Annotated in this window: 17 protein-coding genes; 13 read left to right on the top strand and 4 right to left on the bottom strand. The window is 72.7% G+C overall.

Going from position 1 to position 16008, the window contains the following annotated elements:
• Positions 1–12: 12 nt before the first annotated feature.
• Positions 13–1356, bottom strand: a complete 1344-nt coding sequence (locus tag ACN6LM_RS21920) for a flavin-containing monooxygenase (protein ID WP_445067073.1) — start codon at positions 1354–1356, stop codon at positions 13–15.
• 348 nt (positions 1357–1704) lie between these two features.
• On the opposite strand from ACN6LM_RS21920, the gene ACN6LM_RS21915 reads away from it, so the two are divergent.
• The 3 genes from ACN6LM_RS21915 to ACN6LM_RS21905 all read left to right on the top strand — a co-directional run bounded on the left by ACN6LM_RS21915 (position 1705) and on the right by ACN6LM_RS21905 (position 3768).
• On the top strand, positions 1705–2319 hold the full coding sequence (locus ACN6LM_RS21915) for an ATP-binding cassette domain-containing protein (protein WP_445067072.1): 615 nt from the start codon (positions 1705–1707) through the stop codon (positions 2317–2319).
• Positions 2316–3158 (top strand): ABC transporter permease, encoded by an 843-nt coding sequence (locus ACN6LM_RS21910; protein WP_445067071.1) that lies wholly within the window; start codon positions 2316–2318, stop codon positions 3156–3158. The genes ACN6LM_RS21915 and ACN6LM_RS21910 overlap by 4 nt, the downstream gene beginning before the upstream one ends.
• A gap of 88 nt (positions 3159–3246) precedes the next feature.
• On the top strand, positions 3247–3768 hold the full coding sequence (locus tag ACN6LM_RS21905) for a hypothetical protein (protein ID WP_445067070.1): 522 nt from the start codon (positions 3247–3249) through the stop codon (positions 3766–3768).
• A gap of 61 nt (positions 3769–3829) precedes the next feature.
• On the opposite strand, the gene ACN6LM_RS21900 is transcribed toward ACN6LM_RS21905, so the two are convergent.
• Positions 3830–4138, bottom strand: coding sequence for an STAS domain-containing protein (locus tag ACN6LM_RS21900; protein WP_445067069.1), 309 nt, complete (start codon positions 4136–4138; stop codon positions 3830–3832).
• A 179-nt stretch (positions 4139–4317) separates the two neighbouring features.
• On the opposite strand from ACN6LM_RS21900, the gene ACN6LM_RS21895 reads away from it, so the two are divergent.
• From ACN6LM_RS21895 to ACN6LM_RS21880, 4 genes are all read left to right on the top strand, one after another.
• Positions 4318–4650, top strand: coding sequence for a helix-turn-helix transcriptional regulator (locus ACN6LM_RS21895; RefSeq protein ID WP_445067095.1), 333 nt, complete (start codon positions 4318–4320; stop codon positions 4648–4650).
• A gap of 170 nt (positions 4651–4820) precedes the next feature.
• Entirely contained in the window at positions 4821–6497 is a 1677-nt protein-coding gene (locus ACN6LM_RS21890) for a PP2C family protein-serine/threonine phosphatase (protein ID WP_445067068.1), read from the top strand.
• Positions 6494–7564, top strand: a complete 1071-nt coding sequence (locus ACN6LM_RS21885) for a cobalamin B12-binding domain-containing protein (protein ID WP_445067067.1) — start codon at positions 6494–6496, stop codon at positions 7562–7564. Before ACN6LM_RS21890 ends, ACN6LM_RS21885 begins: the two co-directional genes overlap by 4 nt.
• Positions 7561–7929: an STAS domain-containing protein gene (locus tag ACN6LM_RS21880; protein WP_445067066.1), complete on the top strand. Its 369-nt coding sequence runs from the start codon at positions 7561–7563 to the stop codon at positions 7927–7929. The genes ACN6LM_RS21885 and ACN6LM_RS21880 overlap by 4 nt, the downstream gene beginning before the upstream one ends.
• A gap of 21 nt (positions 7930–7950) precedes the next feature.
• Here the strand turns inward: ACN6LM_RS21880 and ACN6LM_RS21875 are convergent, their stop codons facing one another.
• Together ACN6LM_RS21875 and ACN6LM_RS21870 are read right to left on the bottom strand one after the other, a co-directional pair.
• The gene (locus ACN6LM_RS21875; protein ID WP_445067065.1) at positions 7951–8388 is read right to left on the bottom strand and encodes an ATP-binding protein; all 438 of its coding nucleotides are present in this window, start codon (positions 8386–8388) and stop codon (positions 7951–7953) included.
• Positions 8389–8422: 34 nt separating this feature from the next.
• Positions 8423–8776: an STAS domain-containing protein gene (locus ACN6LM_RS21870; protein ID WP_445067064.1), complete on the bottom strand. Its 354-nt coding sequence runs from the start codon at positions 8774–8776 to the stop codon at positions 8423–8425.
• A 229-nt stretch (positions 8777–9005) separates the two neighbouring features.
• Here ACN6LM_RS21870 and lanL point away from each other — a divergent pair, with 229 nt between their 5' ends.
• The 6 genes from lanL (at position 9006) to ACN6LM_RS21840 (ending at position 15886) form a co-directional block, all read left to right on the top strand.
• Positions 9006–11660 carry a class IV lanthionine synthetase LanL gene (lanL, locus tag ACN6LM_RS21865; protein ID WP_445067063.1) on the top strand — a complete coding sequence of 885 codons (2655 nt, stop codon included), beginning with the start codon at positions 9006–9008 and terminating at the stop codon, positions 11658–11660.
• Between the two features lie 45 nt (positions 11661–11705).
• Positions 11706–11867: a VenA family class IV lanthipeptide gene (locus tag ACN6LM_RS21860; RefSeq protein ID WP_203601340.1), complete on the top strand. Its 162-nt coding sequence runs from the start codon at positions 11706–11708 to the stop codon at positions 11865–11867.
• Positions 11868–11909: 42 nt separating this feature from the next.
• On the top strand, positions 11910–12944 hold the full coding sequence (locus ACN6LM_RS21855) for an ATP-binding cassette domain-containing protein (RefSeq protein ID WP_445067062.1): 1035 nt from the start codon (positions 11910–11912) through the stop codon (positions 12942–12944).
• Positions 12941–13789, top strand: a complete 849-nt coding sequence (locus ACN6LM_RS21850; RefSeq protein WP_445067061.1) for an ABC transporter permease — start codon at positions 12941–12943, stop codon at positions 13787–13789. The genes ACN6LM_RS21855 and ACN6LM_RS21850 overlap by 4 nt, the downstream gene beginning before the upstream one ends.
• 194 nt (positions 13790–13983) lie before the next feature.
• Positions 13984–14979, top strand: coding sequence for a DUF3533 domain-containing protein (locus ACN6LM_RS21845; protein ID WP_445067094.1), 996 nt, complete (start codon positions 13984–13986; stop codon positions 14977–14979).
• A gap of 166 nt (positions 14980–15145) precedes the next feature.
• Positions 15146–15886, top strand: a complete 741-nt coding sequence (locus ACN6LM_RS21840) for a dienelactone hydrolase family protein (RefSeq protein WP_445067060.1) — start codon at positions 15146–15148, stop codon at positions 15884–15886.
• Positions 15887–16008: the final 122 nt, after the last annotated feature.

Below are 16008 nucleotides of genomic sequence, written 5' to 3'. Positions count from 1 at the left end.
CGCCCGCGCCCCTCACACGCCCGCCGGGCGGGCGCCGCGAGCGCGGCGCCGGCCTGCCCGGAGCTCCCGGCGGAGGACCTTCCGGTAGGCGCGGACGTCGATCTCGATGCCGTGGCGGTAGGTGGGCGCGTAGGCACCGGCATCGCGACGGCGCTCGCGACGGATCGCCCGGGCCATCCGCTCCGGCGCGGGGAGCGCGACCGTGCCCTCGATCAGATCGGCGATCCACTGCGCCTGGGGCTCGAGCAACGGGAAGGCCGCACCGGCCGGTTGGGCGAGCCCCATGAAGTAGAGCCCGGGCAGCCCGGGCGGAACCGTGCGCAGGTAGAGGTCGGTACGCCCGTCCGGGGCGGAGAAGACGGACGGGCTCAGGAACGGGAAGGAGAGGGAGTAGCCGGTCGCGTACACGACCGCGTCCACGGTCTCTCGACTGCCATCGGTGAACGCCGCCGAGTCCCGGCCGAACGAGCTGACGCCCGGCTTGGGCGTGACCGCGCCACGGGCGAGCTGCACCAGGAGCTCGTCCGACGACGAAGGGTGCGTGACGAGCGGCCCGCGGGACGGCCGGGGGAGCCCGTACCGCTCCGGGGCGCCCCTGCTCAGCCGCAGGAGCAGCGACATCGCCGGACCCTTGACGAAGCGTGGCAGTGCGGCCGGCGGACTGACGGCCCAGTGGTCCGCCGGGCGGCCGAGCAGCATCTTGGGGAACACATGGACCGGGTCACGGGCCGACAGGTAGGTCCGCGCGGCCGTCCGGGAGATCTCCGCGGTGATCTCGCACGCGGAGTTGCCCATGCCGACGACCAGCACCCGCAGGCCGGCGTACGGCCCGGGAGTGCGGTACGCGTGCGAATGCACGGACGACCCTTCGAAGTGCTCGGCGCCCGGGACGGCGGGGTCGGGAAGACGCGGGTCCCAGTGGTGGCCGTTGGCCACCACCACCTCGGTGTACCGCCGGGCGGTCCCGGCGCCCGTGTCCCCGCGCCTCCGATGGACGACTTCCCAGCCGCCGCCGTCCAGGGGACGTACGGACGTCACCTCGGTGCCGAACGCGATGTGCCGGTGCAGACCGGACGAGGCCGCGTACTCCTCGAGGTAGGCGAGTACCTGGCTGTGATGGGGGAAGACCGGCCCGTCCGCGGGCATGGCCAGCGAGGAGAACGACATGCTCTCCTTCGAGATGTTGGCGTGCAGCGACGCGTACACCCCCGACATGCCGTTGTCGTTCCCGTAGCGCCAGAGGCCGCCGATGTGCGACCCGGCCTCGTAGCAGTCGAACGGGATGCCGCGCGAGGCGAGGACCTTGCCCGCCGCGAGCCCCGATGGACCCGCCCCGATGACGCACGTTCTCCGCATGGCCGCCCGACCTCTCCTGCACCGGGCCGCAGCCCCGGTGCGCCCGTGTTCCGTACGCGGCGCGGCAGACAGCCGCCCGGGCCCGGCGCGGGCTCCGGCCCGGGTCCGGGTTCCGTCACGCTAGCCGTCCGCGTCCGCTCCGGGCCGGTCGGCGGTGGCGAATCCGCCGCACGCGTGGTCGGGGCCGCATCGGGTTGACGCCTGTGCGAACGGTGCGCCGAGAGCAGCGTTTCCGGGACGCCACACGGTCGTTGGGCACGGGCGGAGGGTCCGCGGCCGGCCGGGAGCCGCGTCCGCCGCAGCGGCGGGCGGGCACCCCGGGAAGCCCAGTCACGACGGAGCAGCGCGATGGATGTCACCGATGTGCACCACTCCTACCGGCGGCACGCCGTCCTACGGGGCGCCGGTCTCCGCCTGAGACCGGGCATCCTCGCCGGGATCGTGGGGGAGAACGGGGCCGGCAAGTCGACCCTGCTCAAGATCCTCGCCGGTGAACTCCGTCCCGACCGGGGTACGGTGCGGCACAGCGGCAGATTCGGCTACTGCCCGCAGGCCGTCGTGCTGGACGACTCGTTCACCGTCCGGCAGCACCTCGACTTCTTCCGGCACGCGTTCGGTCTCCGGGACCTCCGAAGGGCTCGCGAGGTGATGGAGATCCTCGCCTTCACCGAATACCTCGACCAACGGGCGGGACTCCTCAGCGGAGGCTCCCGCCAGAAGCTGAACCTGACGCTGGCACTGATGCACGATCCGGACGTCCTGCTGCTGGACGAGCCCTACCAGGGGTTCGACTGGGAGACCTATCTGCGCTTCTGGGAACTGGCGACGAGCCTGCGTGACGCCGGACGCTCGGTGCTGGTCGTCTCGCACCTGGCGTACGACATCGGCCGGCTGGACGTGCTGTGGCGGCTGGAGGGCGGGCGCCTGCACCGCCAGGACACGCGTACGGAGGCGACGGCGTGAGGCGGCACTGGTCCCTGTTCCTCACGGCGTCCCGCTACGCGCTGATCGGCCATGCCCGCAACCGGTTCGCGATGCTGCTCGTGGTCGTGTACATCCCCGTGTGGATCGGCCTGGCCTACGTGGCCATCCCCAGCCGGGCGGCGCCGTTCCGGCTCCGGGCCACCGGCGAGATGCTGTCCCCGCCGGGCAACCACCTCACCCAGATCACCGGCGCGCTCAACGCGGTCACCCTGATCGCCGGTTTCATGATGTTCGCGGCGACCTTCACCGGAGGAGCCTTCGACCGACGGCTGGCCATGGCGGGATACCCCCGGTATCACCTCGTCCTCGCCAAACTCACCGCGCTCACCCTCGTCTGTACGGCCGTCGCCGCCTACGCCACGGTGGCGGCGGGCTTCGCCTGGACCCCGCGGCAGCCCTTCGCGCTGGCGGCCGGGCTGTTCCTCGCCGCCCTGACCTACGGCGCCCTGGGAGTGGTGTTCGGATCGGTACTCCGCCGCGAGGTGGAGGGGATGTTCGCCATCCTCATGATCAGCATTCTCGATGTCGCCCTGCAGAACCCGCTCTCCAGCTCCGGCTCGGACAGCCCGGTCGTACGGTTCCTGCCGACCTACGGCTCCGTGCAGGCAAGCATGTCCGCGGCCTTCTCCGACGCCCCGGCAGGCGAAGGGCTCGCGATCCAGCTCCTCTGGCTCACCGGCGCCGCGTGCGCCGGACTGCTGGTCTTCCGCAGACGCACCCGCGACGCGCTGCCGCGACGGGTGACGGCGGGGGTACCGGCACCCGCCCGGTCCCGGGAGGCGGCCGGTGAAGGGCCCGCCCGCCCACGACAGCCGTGACCTGCGGATGCCGGTGATCGTTCTGAAGCCGTCGGGTGCTCACCGGCACCGGCGACGAGACCCCTTTCGCGCAAGGAGTACCACGCCCATGAACCTCTCGCATACTGCCAGGAGCGCTGTGCTCACCGCGCTCCTGTCCGCGACCGCGTTGGCCGTCCCGGCGGCCCCGGCGCAGGCGGCGCCGCTGCCCCCCGCGTGTCAGGAGGCACTGCTGGAGACCCTCGACAAGTTCCCCGTCGTCGACTTCACGGTCCCGGACAAGGCCAAGAACACCATGCTCGCCGAGGTCCTGGGGCTGAGCGAGGCCGACCAGCAGGTGTTCACCGAGCAGGCGTGCGCGGCCTGGAACAACTGGGCGAGCGCCAACGGCCAGGCCGTGGCCGCGGACCTGGACACGCGCTACCGGGACGCGGCGGGGCCCGTGTGCAACAAGTTCGCCAAGTCGTCCCTGGCGACGATCAAGAAGTACGCCCCGAAGGTGCCCGCCGAGACGCGCGACCTGGAGAAGCTGGCCAAGCGGATCTGGACGGACTCCATGGAGAAGCTCGCGGCGAACGCCACCAACGCCGACTGCCGTAACGCCTACACCGCGGCGAAGGCCGGCTGGTAGCGGATCCCGCGGACCGCGCCGCGCCCTGCCGGTGAGCAGCCGGTGGGCCGCGGCGTGCCGGTCAGCAGGCGGCAGCCTCCTCGACCGTGGCCCGGACGTGCAGGACCGCGTCGAGGCCGGTGATCCGCAGCAGGCGCTGGAGGTGAGGCGGGGGCGCGGCCACCCGCAGGGTGCCCGCCCGGTGGGTGAGGATCAGCAGGTTCAGGACCGACGAATCCGCGAAGGTGATTCCCGACGCGTCCAGAACGACCTTCGGATGCGTCCAGGCCGCTGTGGTCAGAGCCTCCTCCAGCCGTGCGATCGACTGCGCGTCGCAGGAGCCATGAGCCGTGACCACTCGTACGCCGTCTCGTGTGTGCTGCGTCACCATGGCTTGCACCGGGCCCGCCGAGAGCGCACCGCTTGTGCCGGCGCCGCACGCGCGTGCTGCCGGGACCACTTCGCCGTACGACACCCCGAGCCTCCTGTGACTCTCACCATGTCAGTGAATACACGAAAAGTATGTCATGTAGTTGAGGACGGGCAAGGGGTCGCGATTAGATGGACGACATGCATGGAGTGCCCGAATCCCACACCGGATGGACGTTCATCACCAACCACGCGCGCGTACTGGCGACCATCGCCGAGGATCCGACCGTCCGGATCCGTGACATCGCCGCCCGCTGCCGGCTCACGGAGCGCGCGGTCCAGCGGATCATCGCCGACCTCGAACAGGCCGGATACCTCTCCCATACGCGGGAGGGCCGCGCTAACACGTACCGCATCGAACCGGACAAGGTGCTGCGCCACCCCGCGGAAGCCGGCCTGTCCGTGGCCTCGCTGCTCACCCTCCTCGTCCAGGACGAGACGGACCGCAGCAGGGAGCCGGTGAAGACGCCGTGAAAGTCGCGTATCGGACACGTGTCCGGACGGTAGAGATGTGACGCTGTGTCACCTTGGCGGGGAGTGAGCCGATTGCCATCGAGGACCGGCCTGCGTGATAGTTGCCGCAAGGCAATGCTTGTCCGTCCAGTTGGAAGGTGGTGCGGCCCGCCGCAGGCGGGTCCCCCCTCATGGCTCCTCCCCAGGGAACTCCCGTTACGAAAACCGACGAAAGTCCGGCATCCGGCGCCTGGTCCACGGCCCCGTACCCGGTGATACAGAGCGGTGCGAACGGCGTGCTGACCGGGCTGAACCCCGCGGCCTCCCGGCTCCTCCCGGACGCGCGTCCGGGCACCACGATGGCCGACGCGGCCCCTGCCTGGCTCGCACGGGCCGACCGCGAGCTGCGCGATCCGGCGGCGGGCACGTCCGCGGACGCCCACGTGGGAACGGTCCCGGCGGCCTCGGGCCGGATCGGCGCTCGCAGCTACGAGGCACACGCCGGCCATGGCGGCGGCGGTGACGTCGTGTGGTGGCTGGTGGACGACACCGACCGCCGGCTCGCCGAAGAGGCACTGGCCACCGAACGCGAACGGACCGCGTTCCTCGCCGAGGCGTCCAACGTCCTGCTGGCCTCGTTGAACACCGACCGGTGCGTGTCGGCGACGGCCCGGCTCGCCTCCCAGTACCTCGCCGAAGCGGCGGTCGTCGTCTCTCCCGCGAAGGGGGGCAAGCTACCCCTGGCCCAGGCGGTGGCCGGCCAGGAGACCGTGCGCGGCCTCGTCGTGGCCGACCCGTCCGAGGTGCCGGGCCTGGACGAAGCGCTCCAGGGGTTCCCACCCGTGCCCTCGCGCTGGATCGACCCCGAGTCCCTTCCCGCGTGGGTGGTCCCCGAGGGGTACACCGGAACGATCACCTCGGTCGTCGTCGCGCCCCTGCCGGGTCAGGGGGTCCCGGCAGGCGCCCTGGTCCTGTTGCGGAGCGGCGGCCAGTTCACCGAGGACGAGCAGGTCGTCGCCCGGCTGTTCGCCGCGCGCGCCGGCGCCGCCCTGTCGGCCGCCCGTCTGTACGCCGAGCAGAGCGCGGTCACCCGCACCCTCATGCACGATCTGCTGCCGCCCCGGCTGCACCGCGTCCACGGCGTCGAATTCGCCGGCGGCTACCGGCCCGCCGCCGCCCGGGAGCGCGTCGGAGGCGACTTCTACGACGTCCACCCGGCCGGTACCGGCGAGGACGACTGCTCGCTGGTGGTCCTGGGCGACGTGTGCGGCAAGGGGCTGGACGCGGCCGTGCTCACCGGCAAGATCCGCAACACCCTGCAGGCGCTCGTCCCCATGGCGGACGACCACCAGCGGGTGCTGAGGCTCCTCAACGACGCACTCCTCAACTCCCACCACACCCGCTTCGCGACCATGGTCCTCGCCTCGGTCCGGCGGACGGACCACCTGGTGCGTCTGCGGCTGACCGCCGCCGGGCATCCCGTGCCGCTGGTGGTGCGGGCGGACGGCCGGGTCGAGGAGATCCGGACCCAGGGCACCCTGGTGGGGGCGCTGCCGGACATCGAGTCCCGTACCGCCGAGACCGTTCTGCGGCCCGGCGAGACCTGCCTGCTCTACACCGACGGGTTCACCGAGGCCCGGGGAGGCCCGCTCGGCGACGAGATGTTCGGCGAGAGAAGACTGAAGCGGGCGTTGTCCGAATGCGCCGACATGCCCGGCGAGGCCGTGGTCGAGCGCATCCAGATGCTCGCCGCCGAGTGGGTGCGGGGCGGCGGCCACGACGACATGGCCGTCGTCGCGATCACCGCCCCCCGGACCACCCACCTCAGTGCGGTGGACGGCCACACCCGGGGCAGGTACACCGCATGACAACCTGCCTGCCCGAACTGCGCGACCGGCTCCTCTCCGCCGCCGCCCTGGACCGTGACGAGTTCGCCGCCGCCGGACTCGTCACCGGAGCCCTCGACAACGGTGTGCCCGCCGAGACGGTGCTTCTGGACCTCATCGCGCCCGTCCAGGCGAAGGTCGGCACCGAGTGGGCGGCCAACCGCCTCACCGTGGCCCAGGAGCACGCGGCCAGCGCCATCGTCGAGCGAGTGATCACCGCGCTCGCCCACCACCCCGCCGCCCGCACCACACCCCGCCACGGAAAGGTCACCGTGGCCTGCGTGGAGCAGGAATGGCACTCACTGCCTGCCCGGCTGCTGGCCGAGGTGCTCACCCTGCGGGGCTGGGAGGTCGACTTCCTGGGAGCCCAGGTCCCCACCCCCCACCTGGTCTCCCACCTCCACCACACCGGCGCGGACGTCGTCGCCCTCTCGTCCTCCCTCCCCACCCGGCTGCCCTCGGCCCACGCGGCGATCACCGCCTGCCAGTCCGTCGGAGTGCCCGTCCTCGTCGGAGGGGCGGCCTTCGGGCCCGACGGCCGCTTCGCGCGCATGCTCGGCGCGAACGCCTGGGCCCCCGACGCACGTACCGCCGCCGACCGGCTGGCCGCGGGCCTCGCCCCGCCCACACCGGCCGACATACGGCAGCGGATCGACGACCTTCCGCACCTGGTCGACCAGGAGTACACCCTGGTCGCGCGCTCGCAGGCGCAACTCGTCAAACAGGTGTTGACGCAACTGGACGACCGCTTCCCGGCCATGGCCGCGTACACCGAAGCGCAGCGCGAGCGCACCGCGGAGGACATCGCGCACATCGTGGAGTTCCTGACCGTGGCCATCTACACCGACGACGACGAACTGTTCACCGCCTTCATGACCTGGACCGCGGACATCCTCACCGCACGCCGTGTCCCCGCCCGCTCGCTGCCGCCCGTCCTGGACATGCTGACGGCCGCACTCAGGGACTTCCCCCGGGCCGTCCGGCCGCTGGAGCGGGCGAGGGCCGTCCTGGCAGACGTCATAGCAGCACACCCCGGAGCACCCGCATGAGCGTCCCGTCCCTCCGCCTCACCGTCGAAAGCGGCGAGGGAACCACCCGGCTGCGCCTCGCCGGCGTCCTCGACTACGACACCAGTGACGCCTTCGGCGCACGCGCCACGGCATGCCTCGACGCCGGCCCCGGGCCGGCCGAACTGCGCCTGGACTGCTCCGGGCTCCGGCTCTGCGACTCGATGGGGCTCGCCACCCTGCTGATGATCCACCGGCGCGCCGCCGCGCGCGGGACCACCCTGGTCCTGGACGACCCGCCGGCCTCCATGGAGCGGATGCTCCGCATCACCGGAACACGACACCTCTTCGCACCGGGAACCGCGGATGCGCAGATCCCGGAGGAAATGAGCGAGTCGACCGACTGAAAGCCCTCCGGACGCGCCCGGTCACGGCCGTGCGGGCAGCGCCATCACCACCGTGATGCGTTTGCCGTCCGGGTGGACACCGACGGAGACCCGGCTGGCGAGCAGCCGTACCAGCGGCCAGCCGTAGCCGCCGATCCTGGGCGCCTCCGCCCGCACCCGCGGTTCCGACGCGGGCAACTCGGCCGGGATCTCGCTGCTGGCGTCGCCCACGGTGATGCGCAGCCCCTCGTCCGTCACCTCGGCCTCGAACGCGGTCAGCCGGCCGCCGTGCCGGAAGGCGTTCGTCACCAGTTCCGACGTCACCAGCAGCGTGTCGTCCACCACACGGGCCGGCCACCCGTCGATGACGGCCCCGAAGTGCGCAACCAGCACCTCGGTCACGACGCCCCGCGCAGCCGCCGCGTTCTGCGGCACGGCCGACACCACGCCCTCCGGTTCCCCGCCCACTTCCACCGTCATCCGGATACGCCCCCGCCCCGGCGGACCGACGCCCTCAGCACTGGAGCGCGGCTTCGACATCGTCCGCGAACCGGAACGCGCCGGCCGTACCCGTGACCTCGAAGAGCCTGCGCACGCCGGAGTGCAACGGGCCGGCCAGGACGAGCGGCACGCCCGCCTTCACGTGCTCCCGCTGACCGCCCAGCAGGGAGTGGAGCGCCGCGGAGTCGGCGAACGTCACCCCGGACAGGTCGACCACCGTCCGCACGCACCCGTCCGCCACCGCGCCGGTCAGCGCCGCCGAGAGGTCACCGCTTCCCGACCAGCCGTCCAGAGTGCCCCGCACCCGGATCAGCACCACGCCGTCGGCCGTCTTCTCGGAACCGACGCCCCGTTCATATTCCGCCATGAGCCGTATCTTCCTACGCCTCGCCCCCGGACCGGCGTCCGGGGTCGGGCGGCGGTCGCGGACGGCCGCCGAGACGCGCGCCTCCCGTTGCGCCGGGCGGCGCCGGACCGGTCAGCAGCACCCCCCTGCGCTCGCTGGAGCAGGTGATTCCGGTTCGGGCGCGTTCCGCACTCACGTGACATGGGCAATTTCCGACCAGCGGTCCTCACCGTTGGGAGGGACACCCCACATGACGAGCCACGCGACCGAAGCCGCACTCGAAAGCCTTCTGAACCGAGCCCTTCAGGCCACCCGCACCGGCGACTGCTGGACGACCCGGACCGACGAGGCATGGTGCCACGTCGCCCCCCGGTCGGCGACCCGGCGCGACCAGGGCTGGAAGGTCCACCTGTCGGCAACGGCCGCTTCCGCGCCGACGGTCCTCGTCAGGGCCCTGGACGTCCTGCTGCCGGACACCTCGGCGTTCAAGTTCGCCCGGTCCCTCGATCAGGTGAGCACCCTCAACTCCCGCGCCACGCCCCGGGGCAGCTCCGGAAAGTTCATCACCGTCTACCCGCGCTCGGACGCCGACGCGGTCCGCCTCGCCCGCGGACTGCACGCGGCGACGGCCGGACTGCCCGGCCCCCGCATCCTCTCCGACCAGCCCTACGCCCCGTACAGCGTCGTGCACTACCGCTACGGGGCCTTCATCGGGCGGCAACGGCTCTCGGAACAGGGCCTGTTGATCTGGTACATCGAGGACCCCGACGGCAACCCCGTGGAGGACGAGCGCAGCGGACGCTACGCCCCGCCCCCATGGGCCGTCTGCCCGTTCCCCGCCACCGTGCCGCTTCCGCCCCCCGCGGCGGAGGCGGCCGGCGGCCCGGTCCTGCTCGGCGGCCGCTTCGCGGTACGGGAGGCGATCCGGCACACCAACAAGGGCGGCGTCTACCGGGGCACCGATGTCTCGACCGGGGCGCCCGTGGTCATCAAGGAGACCCGGCCCCATGTGGAGGGCGACGCCTCCGGCCGGGACGTCCGCGACTGGCTGCGCGCCGAGGCCCGGATGCTGGACAAACTGAAGGGCACCGGCCTCGCCCCGGACGCCCTCGCCCTCTTCGAGCACGGCCGGCACCTGTTCCTGGCCCAGTCCGAAGTCCCCGGCGCCAGCCTGCGCACCTGGGTCGCCGAGCGCTTCCGCGACCTCGGGAGCGCGGAGTACCGCCGCGAGGCGCTCGACATGGTCGCCCGGCTCGTCGGCCTCGTCACGGCGGCCCACGCCCACGGCTGCGTGCTGCGAGACTTCACCCCCGGCAACGTCATGGTCCGCCCGGACGGCGAACTACGGCTCATCGACCTGGAACTCGCCGCCGACGACACCGGCTCCTGCCTGCCGACCCGGGTGGGCACCCCCGGCTTCAGCGCCCCCGAGCGCCTGAGGGACGCGCCCGTCTCCGTGACGGCCGACTACTACAGCCTCGGTGCCACCGCGTGCTTCGTCCTGACCGGCAAGGTGCCGAACCTGCTGCCCGAGGAGCCCGCCGCCAGGACGGGCGAGGAACGGCTCGCCGCCTGGCTCGGCGCCTGCACCGGACCTGCGAGGCCCCCGGACCCCGTGGCGGAGATGATCACCGGGCTGATGCGGGACGAGCCCGCCGCCCGCTGGGACACCCGCCGGGCGCGCGAAGCCCTCCGCAGCCCCGATTCCGCCCGCCCCGCGCGTACCGCACCGGTACGGGACGAGGACCTGGACCACGCCGTCGCCGGACTCGTGAACCACCTGGCCGACACCATGACCCCCGCGGACGACCGGCGCCTGTGGCCCGTGTCCACCGCCGCCGGCGAGACCAACCCGTGCACCGTGCAGCAGGGGGCGGCCGGGCCCCTGGCCGTCCTGACGCGGTACTTCGAACTGACCGGGGACCCCCGCCTGCCCGAGCTCCTCGCGACGGCCGGCCACTGGGTCGCGGACCGTACCCGCCTCCGGACCACCCGCCCCGGCCTGCACTTCGGGGACCTCGGCACCGCCTGGGCGCTGTACGAAGCCGGCCGGGCCGTCGCCGACCAGGCGCTCGTCGACCACGCGCTCGCCCTCGCGCTGGCCCCGCAGGAGCCCTCACCCCACCACGACATCACCCACGGCACGGCCGGCAGCGGCATGGCCGCCCTCCACCTGTGGCAGCGCACCGGTGACCCCCGCTTCGCCGAGCTGGCCGAGGACGCGGCCGACCGGCTGGCCTCAGCCGCGCGGCGCGAAGCCTCGGCGGTGAGCTGGGCCGTCCCGGCCGAGGCGGTCTCCGGCGAGGCCGGCAAACAGTACCTGGGCTTCGCCCACGGCTCCGCCGGCATCGGCTGCTTCCTCCTGTGCAGCGCGGTCGCCTCCGGACGCCAGGACCATCTGCGGCTCGCAGTGGACGCCGGCGAACACCTCCTGCGCAGCTCCGTACGGATCGGCGAGGCGGCCCAGTGGCCCGCCCAGGCCGGTGATGAACCCACCGCCCCGTACTGGTGCCACGGCTCGGCCGGCATCGGCACCTTCCTCGTACGGCTCTGGCAGGTCACCGGCGACGACCGGTTCGGCGACCTCGCCCGCCGCTGCGCCCCGGCCGTCACCGAACGCGCCCCCCGGGCGCCGCTGTCCCAGTGCCACGGCCTCGCGGGCAACGGCGACTTCCTGCTCGACCTGAGCGCCGCCACCGGGGAGTCCGCACACCGCACCATGGCCGACGCGATGGGCCGCCTCGCCGTCACCGAAGGCGCCCGCCGTCACCGGCACGTGGTCTTCCCCAACGAGTACGGAGACGTCTCGACCAGCTGGAGCGACGGATCGGCCGGAATCCTGGCCTTCCTCCTGAGGCTCCGCCACCCGAGCTCCCGGCACTGGCTCGCCCAGTTGCCGGGCTGAGCGGCAGAGAACCTGCCGCCGAACCACAAGAAGAAGGAGAGAACCATGGAAATCCAGACCCAGGACCTCGAACTCCTCGCCCACCTCCACGCCCTGCCCGAGACCGACCCCGTCGGCGCCGACGCGGCCGCGTTCTCCGGTACGTGCGAGTGCATCGGCCTGCTGACGGTCCTCAACACGGTCTGCATCGGCATCAGCTGCGCCTAGGACCGGCCCACCGTCCGGCGAACCACAGGTGAGGACCGGACCATGCGACCAACCACCAGCGGCGAGGAAATCGCCCCCGAGCACATCCCCGCCACCCTCGGCCCGCCCGAGTACGCCATCAGCACCCGCGGCCTGGTCAAGAGCTATCCCGGCCCCAGGGGCACCACCACGCACGCCGTGTGCGGCCTTGACCTGGACGTCCACCGGGGCGAGACCTTCGCCTTCCTCGGGCCCAACGGCGCCGGGAAGTCCACCACCATCGCCCTGCTCTGCGCCCTGGCCCGCCCCACCGCCGGCCACGCCACGGTGGCGGGCGCCGATGTGCGCTCCCAGCCCCACCAGGTGCGGCAGCGCGTCGGCATGCTGTTCCAGCAGAGCGCCCTCGACCCCGACCTGACACCCGAACAGAACCTCCGTATCCACGCACGCCTCTACGGAATGCGCCGCGCCCACGTCCGACAGCGCACCGCCGACGTACTGGAAGTGGCCGGACTCACCGACCGGCGGACCACTCCTGTACGCACCCTCTCGGGAGGCATGCGGCGGCGCCTGGAAATCGCCCGCCAGCTCCTGCACGCACCGGACGTGCTGTTCCTGGACGAGCCCACCACCGGCCTCGACCCCCATGCCCGCGCGCAGATCTGGGACCACCTGTACGCCCTGCGGGAACGGAACGGCAGCACGCTCTTCGTCACGACCCACCAGCTCGAAGAGGCAGCCAACTGCGACCGCGTCGCCATCATCGACCGCGGCCGGCTGGTCGCCCAGGGCGCGCCCGGCGCGCTGAAGGCCGCCATCGGCGACGACCGGGTCGTGCTGCGCACCAGCCAGGACGAACGAGCACAACGCGTCGTCCACCGCATGGTCCCGCGCGGACACTCCGTCACCAGGGACACCGACGGGATCTGTCTGCGGGTGCCCGACGGCAGTTCCTGGATCCCCCGCCTCTGCGCGACCCTGGAGAGCCACGGCATCGCCGTCCGCGCCGCTTCCGCCACCCCGCCCACGCTCGACGACGTCTTCTTCCACCACACCGGCCGCAGCATCCACAGCACACAGCCCGGCGGCGGCCGATGACCACACTCCCGCTCGACGCGACCGACGCAGGCGGACGGCCGGTCCGGCTGCGGCACGAACTGCGCGCGATCCACGGCCTGGTCCACCGGGACCTGCTGCGCCTGGCCGGCCAACGTGCCCATACCGCGCTGATGCTGCTCCACCCCGTGCTGTACCTCCTGATCCTGGGCGGAGGACTCGCCGCACTCATCTCCGACGCCAGGCTGGGAGTCGGCTACCAGACCTATCTGTTCCCCGGCATGCTGATGATGACGGTGCAGACCCCGGCGATCCTGGTCGGCATCCGCCTCATCACCGACCGGCAGAGCGGCTATCTGCGCGAACTCCTGATGGCCCCGGTCAGCCGCGCGACCCTGCTCCTGGGCAGCTGCGCCGGCGGCACGCTGGTCGCGACCATCCAGGGCACCGTGCTGCTGAGCCTGGCCGGAGTCGTCGGCCTGCCCTACGACCCGCTCCTCCTGGCACTGCTGCTCGCCGGCATGGCCCTGATCTCCTTCACGATCACCGCCCTCGCCCTGACCCTGGCGGTGAGCCTGAGCAGGCCCGAGACGTTCCACACGCTGCTCGGCGTGGTCATGATGCCCCTGCTGTTCCTCTCCGGCGGCTTCTTCCCCCTGCAGGCGCTGCCCGGCTGGGCGCATGCCGTGGCCGCCGTGAATCCGCTCGCCTACGGCGTCGACATGCTCCGGGGCAGCATCGCCCTGCGCGCCCCGGACGGGGCGGCGGCCGGCGGCATCACCTGGGCCGGCCACCCGCTCCCGCTGCCCGTGGTGGCGGGTCTGCTCCTGGCCGGCGGCGCGGGCGCCCTGCTGTGGGCCGCTCACCGGTTCGGACGGCAGGAGTGAGTGACCGCGCGAGCGCCGGTGCTCTGGGCCGAACGGGTGGGTACGGCACCGGCCATGCGTGTTCTCTCCGTGGCGCAACGGCCCGGAGTGAGGATGTCGGCGGAATGGGTGCACCGGTCACTCACTGCTGAGAGCGGGGACGTCACGTGGCGGAGGCAAGGGGCTCGACGGCACAGGCCGGCGCGTGGGCGGAGATGCGGGACGCGATCACCACCAGGGCGGTACTCGTCATGGTGGGCGTCCTCCTGCTCCAACTGGGCTTCGCGCTTTCGTACATGGGGGCGTTCCACGCGCCGAAGCCTCACCGCATCCCGATCACACTGGTCGCCCCGCGCCCGGTGGAGGCCGACCTGGTCGCCCGGCTCAACGCACTGCCCGGCGACCCGGTGCACGTCACCGCCGTACGGGACCGCGCGCAGGCCAGGGCCCGGCTGCTGGAGCGGAAGACCGACGCCGCACTGATCGTGGCGGTGACCGGGCGCACCGACACGCTGCTCATCGCCTCGGCGGGCGGCCCGTCGGCGGCCGACGCCGCCGCGAAGGTCGTGGCGACCGTGGAGCGCACGCAGAACCGGGCGCTTACCGTCCGCGACATCCGCCCGCCCGCCGCGGGGGACACCCGGGGCCTCTCGTCGTTCTACCTGGTGCTCAGCTGGACGATCGGCGGCTACCTCGCCGCCTCGGCGCTGAACATGGCGGCCGGTTCCAAGCGCCCCACGCTCCGGCGGTCCATCGTGCGGCTCGCGGCGATGGTGCCCTACGCCTTCGTCTCCGGAATCGGCGGCGCCGTCATCGTCGGCCCCGTGCTGCACTGCCTGCCGGGCGCCTTCTGGGAGCTCGTCGGCATCGGCACACTCGTCGTCTTCGCCTCCGGTGCCGTCGGCGTGGCCCTGCAGTCGCTGGCCGGGACCATCGGGCTGGGCCTGACCATCCTCATCTTCACGATCCTCGGCAACCCCAGCTCGGGCGGCGTCTACCCGGCGTCCCTGCTGCCGCCCTTCTGGGCCGCGATCGGCCAGGCCCTGCCACCCGGCGCCGGCACGACCGTCGTCCGGAACACGGTCTACTTCGACGGCAACAACACCACGGGCGCCCTGTGGATCCTCGGTGCCTGGGCGTTCGCCGGGATCGTCGTGGCACTCCTGGCCGCCGCCCTGCGGGGCCGTCGGACCCGTACCGGAACCCGTTAGGGGACCGAGGCGGCACCCTGCTACATTCTTCCCGGCCGTGCGAACGAACGAGGAGGTGGTACCCGTGAACGCAGTATCGACATGGGTGCTCCCCTCCGGGGTCACGGTCGGACGATAGGCAGGTCGTCCGGGAGCGCCGTTCTGTGCACTCCCGAAAGGCACGACCATGCATTTCACTTCCGAGCAGCGCCTGGACGACGGCGTAGTCGAACGCTCCTTCACCCTCGACGGCATCCCGGGGATCCTCTGGACCCCCGCGTCCGCGTCGGCGTCCGCAGCGGTGCCGCTGATCCTCCTCGGGCACCCCACGCTCGGCCTTGAGCGGATGTACCCGCGCCTGGCCGACCGGGCCCGGCACTCCGCGGCGGACGGCTTCGCCACGGCCGCCGTCGAACTCCCCGGCTGCGGCGACCGGCCCCGGCTGCCTGCCCTCGACCGGGCCCGCGCCGACATGCGGCGGGCCCTGCAGGCGGGCGAACCGGTCACCGACGAGATCATCGACGCCGTCGTCCTCCCGCTGGTCGACCAGGCCGTCCCGGAGTTGCGGGCCGCCATGGACGCGATTCTCGCGCTCCCCGAGGTCGCCGGTCCGGTCGGCTACTCGGGCGGTGTCATCTCCATCGGCGTCCGGCTCGCGGCGGTCGACCCGCGCGTCGTGGCCGCCGGCCTCTTCGCCGGCAGCTTCATCCCGCGCACCACGTACGACGAGGCCCGCCGGCTCACCATCCCGCTGCACGTCCTGCTGCAGTGGGACGACGAGGGGAACGACCGGCAGGCGGCGCTGGACCTGTTCGACGCGTTCGGCTCGAAGGAGAAGTCGCTGCACGCCAACATGGGCGGCCACACCGGCGTCCCGGCGCATGCGGGGGCCGCGGCGGCCCACTTCTTCACCAGGCACCTGAAGTAGCACGACAGGGGCGCGGCCGGCGTGGGCCGCGCCCCCGGTCACCGCGTGATCGGATCACCTGCCGCACCGCCTCGCCGCACCACCGCGGGGGGGGGGGGGGGGGGGGGGGGGGGGGGGGGGGG

This window comes from Streptomyces sp. SAS_281, assembly GCF_052542855.1.
Note: the sequence above shows the minus strand (reverse complement) of the source record. Positions and strands in the feature narration are given on the sequence as shown.

Excerpts from the sequence above, each read along its gene's own strand:
- ACN6LM_RS21845 (WP_445067094.1), top strand. The coding sequence starts at position 13,984 with ATGCGGGACGCGATCACCACCAGGGCGGTACTCGTCATGGTGGGCGTC.
- ACN6LM_RS21900 (WP_445067069.1), bottom strand. The coding sequence starts at position 4,138 with ATGGTGACGCAGCACACACGAGACGGCGTACGAGTGGTCACGGCTCAT.
- ACN6LM_RS21875 (WP_445067065.1), bottom strand. The coding sequence starts at position 8,388 with ATGACGGTGGAAGTGGGCGGGGAACCGGAGGGCGTGGTGTCGGCCGTG.
- ACN6LM_RS21855 (WP_445067062.1), top strand. The coding sequence starts at position 11,910 with ATGCGACCAACCACCAGCGGCGAGGAAATCGCCCCCGAGCACATCCCC.
- ACN6LM_RS21885 (WP_445067067.1), top strand. The coding sequence starts at position 6,494 with ATGACAACCTGCCTGCCCGAACTGCGCGACCGGCTCCTCTCCGCCGCC.
- ACN6LM_RS21840 (WP_445067060.1), top strand. The coding sequence starts at position 15,146 with ATGCATTTCACTTCCGAGCAGCGCCTGGACGACGGCGTAGTCGAACGC.
- lanL (WP_445067063.1), top strand. The coding sequence starts at position 9,006 with ATGACGAGCCACGCGACCGAAGCCGCACTCGAAAGCCTTCTGAACCGA.
- ACN6LM_RS21890 (WP_445067068.1), top strand. The coding sequence starts at position 4,821 with ATGGCTCCTCCCCAGGGAACTCCCGTTACGAAAACCGACGAAAGTCCG.
- ACN6LM_RS21850 (WP_445067061.1), top strand. The coding sequence starts at position 12,941 with ATGACCACACTCCCGCTCGACGCGACCGACGCAGGCGGACGGCCGGTC.
- ACN6LM_RS21920 (WP_445067073.1), bottom strand. The coding sequence starts at position 1,356 with ATGCGGAGAACGTGCGTCATCGGGGCGGGTCCATCGGGGCTCGCGGCG.
- ACN6LM_RS21860 (WP_203601340.1), top strand. The coding sequence starts at position 11,706 with ATGGAAATCCAGACCCAGGACCTCGAACTCCTCGCCCACCTCCACGCC.
- ACN6LM_RS21915 (WP_445067072.1), top strand. The coding sequence starts at position 1,705 with ATGGATGTCACCGATGTGCACCACTCCTACCGGCGGCACGCCGTCCTA.
- ACN6LM_RS21880 (WP_445067066.1), top strand. The coding sequence starts at position 7,561 with ATGAGCGTCCCGTCCCTCCGCCTCACCGTCGAAAGCGGCGAGGGAACC.
- ACN6LM_RS21905 (WP_445067070.1), top strand. The coding sequence starts at position 3,247 with ATGAACCTCTCGCATACTGCCAGGAGCGCTGTGCTCACCGCGCTCCTG.
- ACN6LM_RS21895 (WP_445067095.1), top strand. The coding sequence starts at position 4,318 with ATGCATGGAGTGCCCGAATCCCACACCGGATGGACGTTCATCACCAAC.
- ACN6LM_RS21870 (WP_445067064.1), bottom strand. The coding sequence starts at position 8,776 with ATGGCGGAATATGAACGGGGCGTCGGTTCCGAGAAGACGGCCGACGGC.